This is a genomic window from Sharpea porci (assembly GCF_009695655.1).
GTDB lineage: Bacteria > Bacillota_I > Bacilli_A > Erysipelotrichales > Coprobacillaceae > Sharpea > Sharpea porci.
The window spans coordinates 1-5,125 of the sequence record NZ_VUNM01000054.1; the positions used below are offsets into that span (position 1 = coordinate 1).

Below are 5,125 nucleotides of genomic sequence, written 5' to 3' on the forward strand. Positions count from 1 at the left end.
ACGGTGATGTTTTTGTATAACTGTCTTGCCATCCACCTGCATAGCAGGTGGTTTATTGTTTCGCGTCCTACGTACGCTCAACTGTCTAAAGACTAGATACAAGCTTCGCTTGTACTACAAAAGAAAAGGCACACAATGTGTGCCTATTCTCTAATTTGTCCATTGCCTTCAATCTTATATTTAAATGAACACATTTCTCTTAAGCCAAGAGGACCTCTGGCATGTAATTTCTGGGTTGAAATACCAAGTTCAGCCCCAAAGCCAAACTCTCCCCCATCGGAGAAACGTGTTGAGGCATTATGATAAATACAGGCAGAATCTAAAGCATTCATAAAGAGATCGGCTGTTGCCTGATTGTTTGTGATAATGGATTCTGAATGCTTTGTTGAATACTTGTAGATGTGATCAATGGCTTCATTGACATCATCAACAATCTTGATATTAACAATATAATCATCATATTCTGTCGCATAATTACGCTCTGTTGCTTCTTCTGCCTTGATGACTTCGCAGGTTCTTTCATCACCATAGATTTTCACCTTGCTGAAGGCAGCTCTAAGTGGTGGCAAGAAGTCTTCATAGACATTCTTATGTATAAGGATAGTTTCTATAGCATTACATACGGATGGACGCTGTAATTTCGCATTTTTCGCAATTTCTAATGCCATCGATAGATCTGCATCCTTATCAACATAGAGATGACAGATGCCAGCCCCTGTTTCAATAACAGGTACTGTGGCATTCTTGACAACAAACTGAATAAGTCCTGCTCCCCCTCTTGGTACAACAACATCAAGATAATCATTGGCATGAATAAGTTCATCAACAATTTCATGATCATTATTTTCAATCAAAGAAAGCACACCTTCAGGAACAATACCAGCAATAGCTTCAAGCATAATATGCATCAAAGCCTTATTGGTCGTTATAGCTTCCTTCCCGCCTTTAAGTACACAGCAGTTCCCACTTTTTAAACATAATGCTGCAATATCAACAGTGACATTAGGTCTTGCTTCATAAATAATACCATAGACACCCATTGGTACACGTACCTGAACAATCTTTAAACCATTTGGTCGATCAATTTCACGAATGACTTCCCCTACTGGATCAGGTAAGTCAATCAAACTCTTTACGCTTGCACTCAGTGCTTCAATACGCTTTTCATCAAGTGTTAAGCGATCATACATGGCATCTGTAATACCATTCTCTTTAGCCTTCTTTAAATCAATCGCATTGGCATCCAAGATATCTTGCTTATGCGCAAGCAGCCCTTCACTTATGGCCTGTAAGGCATTATTCTTATCCGTTGTATCCAATGTCATCATTTCACGAGCAGCCATCTTTGCAGCTCTTAATTGATTTTCTAATTGTGCATTCATTCTTTATTTTTCCTCCAAGACAACCATATTATTAGCATGAATAATCGTATCATAATCTTTATAATGTAGGATCTTCTCTATCTGATCAGTATTGACACCTTTGATAAGTCTGACTTCATCACTGGCATAATTAGTAATACCTTTGGCAAGAAGTTCACCCTCTTGATTCACAATATCAACTACTGCACCTGAAAGAAAATCCCCTTCAATATCAACAATTCCTTTAGGTAAAAGTGATGTATGACGCATTAAGGCTTTTTGACATCCTTCATCTACAACAAGCTTCCCTTTAGGCTTTGAACGGTAGGCAATCCAGTGTTCACGTGCTTTCATCTTTCGGCCACTCGCCCCATTAAACCAAGTGCCTTCATCAACCAAGGCATTAACAATGGCATCTGGCTTAGAACCATTGACAATACACATGTTGCTGCCAAAATCATTGACCATCTTTGCCGCTTTGAGCTTTGTCGCCATGCCGCCTGTTCCTAGTGTTGAATGACTATCTCCGGCATAGCTCATGATTTTTGGTGTTAAATGATCGACATAGGATAAAAGCTTAGCGTTAGGATCTAGCTGTGGATTTGCTGTATAAAGGCCATCAATATCGGAAACCAGAATAAGAAGTTCGGCTTCGACAACTGGCACAAGCAAGGCCGCTAAAGTATCATTATCACCCACCTTAATCTCATCAACAGATAAGGCATCATTTTCATTAATAATTGGTACTACATCATAATCTAATAAAGCATTCATCGTTAAATTAAGATGCATGAGACGTTTACGGTCATCAAAATCCCCATGATTCAATAAGATCTGAGAACAACGCATCTGAAAAATACTAAAAAGCTCTTCATAGATTTCCATTAAACGCGCCTGACCGATCGCTGCGAGAGCCTGTTTTTGAGGAAGAAGAGTCGGCTTTTGGTCAAGATGCAAAGCTCCCATGCCTGCTGCAATCGCTCCAGATGATACCAGCAAGACTGTATATCCTGCTCTTTTAAGTTTCGCAATCTGAGCAATAACTTTTAGGATCTTTTCCTTATTGATTTGTCCATCATGATCACAAAGGGTCGTACTTCCCACTTTGATGATGATTTTCTTAATATCTTTGACTGATCTTTCCATTCTCTTTTCCTCTCTTTGTGTCATTATAACCATTATTCCCTTAAGATACAACGCAAACAGTCTTCTAAAAAATCCATCAACTCTTTGTGTACATCAATTGACTAATAGATCATATAGAATTACAATAGTGTTGAATTAAGAGAAGTACCGCTAGGTACTCTTTCTTTTCAAAAGATATTAGCACTCTTTTTATAGGTTTGCTAAAGAGGAGGATAAATATGGAAAATGCACTTGTAATTCCCGTTTATGATACGATAGTGATACCTAATGCAACATTGTATTTTAATGCGGATTATTATAAACAAATGACAGGTAAAGATCCTATTATTGGTGATAATGTGATCTTTATTGTTCAGAAAGAAGATACGCCTTATGATGAACTTACCAATGATGCCTTTGAACCTGTTGGTGTATCAGGCAGTGTTTCAGAAGTTAATCTCAATGGCTATATTGCCATCAAAACAACTGATCGTGCCAATATCAAAGATATATCCATCACCAACAATGAAATCAGCATCTCTTACACTGATCGTCCAGACGTTGAAGACCTGACTGCTAATGAAGAAAAGAGTACGCTTGAAGAAACAAAGACAGCCCTGCTTGGTGCTTTAAAGTATATGAGCATGGGGAATATGTATCGTACATGGGTTGTCCGTCTGCGTTCTCTTGAAGAAGTTATTGCGACTGGTGCTTCATGGATGACCATTACGCCTGAAGACAAATATAGTTTCATTGCGACTGACAGCAAGAAAGAACGTCTTGAGCTTTATAAGAAAGTTATCATGGAGAATATTGAAATCTACCGTGTTACAAGCGAAGCTGAGACAGCTCAGGAAGAAGATAACCAGAAAGCTTATCGTGAACAGGCTTTGAAAAAACAAATTGAATTTTTACAGAAAGAACTTGATGCAATGCATCCTGAAAACGTCTCTGAAATTCGTAAATTTGAAATCAAGATCAATAAAGCTTCAATGAATGAAGAAGCAGAAAAAGAAGCCCGTAAGACATTGAATCGTATGAAGCAGGAAGGTGAGAACTCTCCTGAATATGGACAGCTTTATAACTATCTAGACTTCATGACACAAGTTCCTTGGAAGAAATCACGTTTTAAGAAAATTGATTTAAATAAAGCCCAGGAAATTCTTGATGAAGATCATTATGGCTTAGCCAAAGTCAAAGAAAGAATTCTCCAGCAAATTGCCGTAATGAACCTTAATAAAAAACAATCCGGTTCTATACTCTTATTCGTTGGTGCACCTGGTACAGGGAAAACTTCTATAGGTCAATCTATTGCCAGAGCACTTGGTAGAAAATATGAACGTGTGGCCTTAGGAGGCAGCAAAGATGAAGCTGATATCCGTGGTCATCGTCGTACTTATATTGGTGCTATGCCTGGTCGTATTATGGATGCTATTGCCAAAGCAGGAACAAGCAATCCAGTGATGGTCTTAGATGAAGTGGATAAGCTTGGCGTAAGCTATAATGGTGATCCTGCAAGCGCATTGCTTGAAGTCCTTGACCCAGAGCAGAATAGTACATTCACAGACCACTATATGAATGTTTCCTATGACTTAAGTGATGTTTTCTTCATCTGTACAGCTAACTCCACAGATACCATTCCAGCCCCATTATTAAACCGTATGGAAGTCATTCAATTTAATGGCTATTCTCCATTAGAGAAACAACAAATTGCTAAACGTCACTTACTTCCAAAAGCCATGAAAACAATGGGTATCAAACCTGAAGAACTAGAACTTGATGATGATGTTCTCGCAACAATCGTCAATGACTATACTCTTGAAGCCGGGGTACGTGGCTTAAAGAAACGTATGGATGCAATCTGTCGTAAAGCAGCTGTTGAACTTGTCAAAGGTGAAGAGAAAATCACTGTCACAAAGGATATGCTGAGAAAATATCTCGACATGCATCCAATTACTCACGAGCATGTTACAGAAATGAAACAGCCAGGTGTTGTAACCGGTCTGGCATGGACTCAGGTTGGTGGTGAAATACTCTTTATTGAAACAATGCAGACAAAAGGATCTGGCAAGCTCATCTTAACTGGACAGCTCGAAGATGTGATGAAAGAATCGGCTGAAATTGCCTTAACGCTCGTTAAGCATTATTTCCCTGAGAAAGCAGATTTCTTTGAAAATAATGACATCCATATTCATGTCCCAGAAGGCGCAATCAAGAAAGATGGTCCATCAGCTGGTATTACCTTTACTACAGCCCTTGCATCACTTGTTACAGGTAAACCTGTTTCATCACAATATGCAATGACAGGCGAAGTCTCTCTACGTGGCAATGTTATGCCTATTGGTGGCCTTCCTGAAAAGCTTATGGCAGCTGATCGTGCAGGTGTAAAGACAGTCTTTATTCCAAAAGAAAATGTTGATGATCTTGAAGATGTTGCTAAGGAAGTCAAAGAACATCTTGAAATTATTCCTGTTCATCATATTGAAGAAGTCTTAAAAACTGTTGGTATTTTAAAAGGGTCTGTCCCGAAATAAAATAGACGCATAAAAAATAGCGGCATCACACATATAGTGAATGATGCCGCTATTTTGTGGTATAATAGAGCTATGGAAACTATAAAGAATAAAGACTCTATATAC

At 38.6% G+C, this 5,125-nt stretch carries 3 protein-coding genes; 1 reads left to right on the forward strand and 2 read right to left on the reverse strand.

The window, feature by feature from the left end:
• Positions 1-143 precede the first annotated feature (143 nt).
• A complete protein-coding gene (locus FYJ79_RS12180; RefSeq protein ID WP_154518867.1) occupies positions 144-1,382 on the reverse strand; it encodes a glutamate-5-semialdehyde dehydrogenase in 1,239 nt (412 codons plus the stop codon).
• A gap of 3 nt (positions 1,383-1,385) precedes the next feature.
• Positions 1,386-2,507 carry a glutamate 5-kinase gene (proB, locus tag FYJ79_RS12185; RefSeq protein WP_154518869.1) on the reverse strand — a complete coding sequence of 374 codons (1,122 nt, stop codon included), beginning with the start codon at positions 2,505-2,507 and terminating at the stop codon, positions 1,386-1,388.
• A 218-nt stretch (positions 2,508-2,725) separates the two neighbouring features.
• Between proB and lon the strand changes: the two genes are divergently transcribed.
• Positions 2,726-5,020: an endopeptidase La gene (gene lon, locus FYJ79_RS12190; protein WP_154518871.1), complete on the forward strand. Its 2,295-nt coding sequence runs from the start codon at positions 2,726-2,728 to the stop codon at positions 5,018-5,020.
• The last annotated feature ends 105 nt before the right edge of the window (positions 5,021-5,125 follow it).

Bases quoted from the DNA above. Each gene is read 5' to 3' on its own strand.
- proB (WP_154518869.1), bottom strand. From the start codon at position 2,507: ATGGAAAGATCAGTCAAAGATATTAAGAAAATCATCATCAAAGTGGGA.
- lon (WP_154518871.1), top strand. From the start codon at position 2,726: ATGGAAAATGCACTTGTAATTCCCGTTTATGATACGATAGTGATACCT.
- FYJ79_RS12180 (WP_154518867.1), bottom strand. From the start codon at position 1,382: ATGAATGCACAATTAGAAAATCAATTAAGAGCTGCAAAGATGGCTGCT.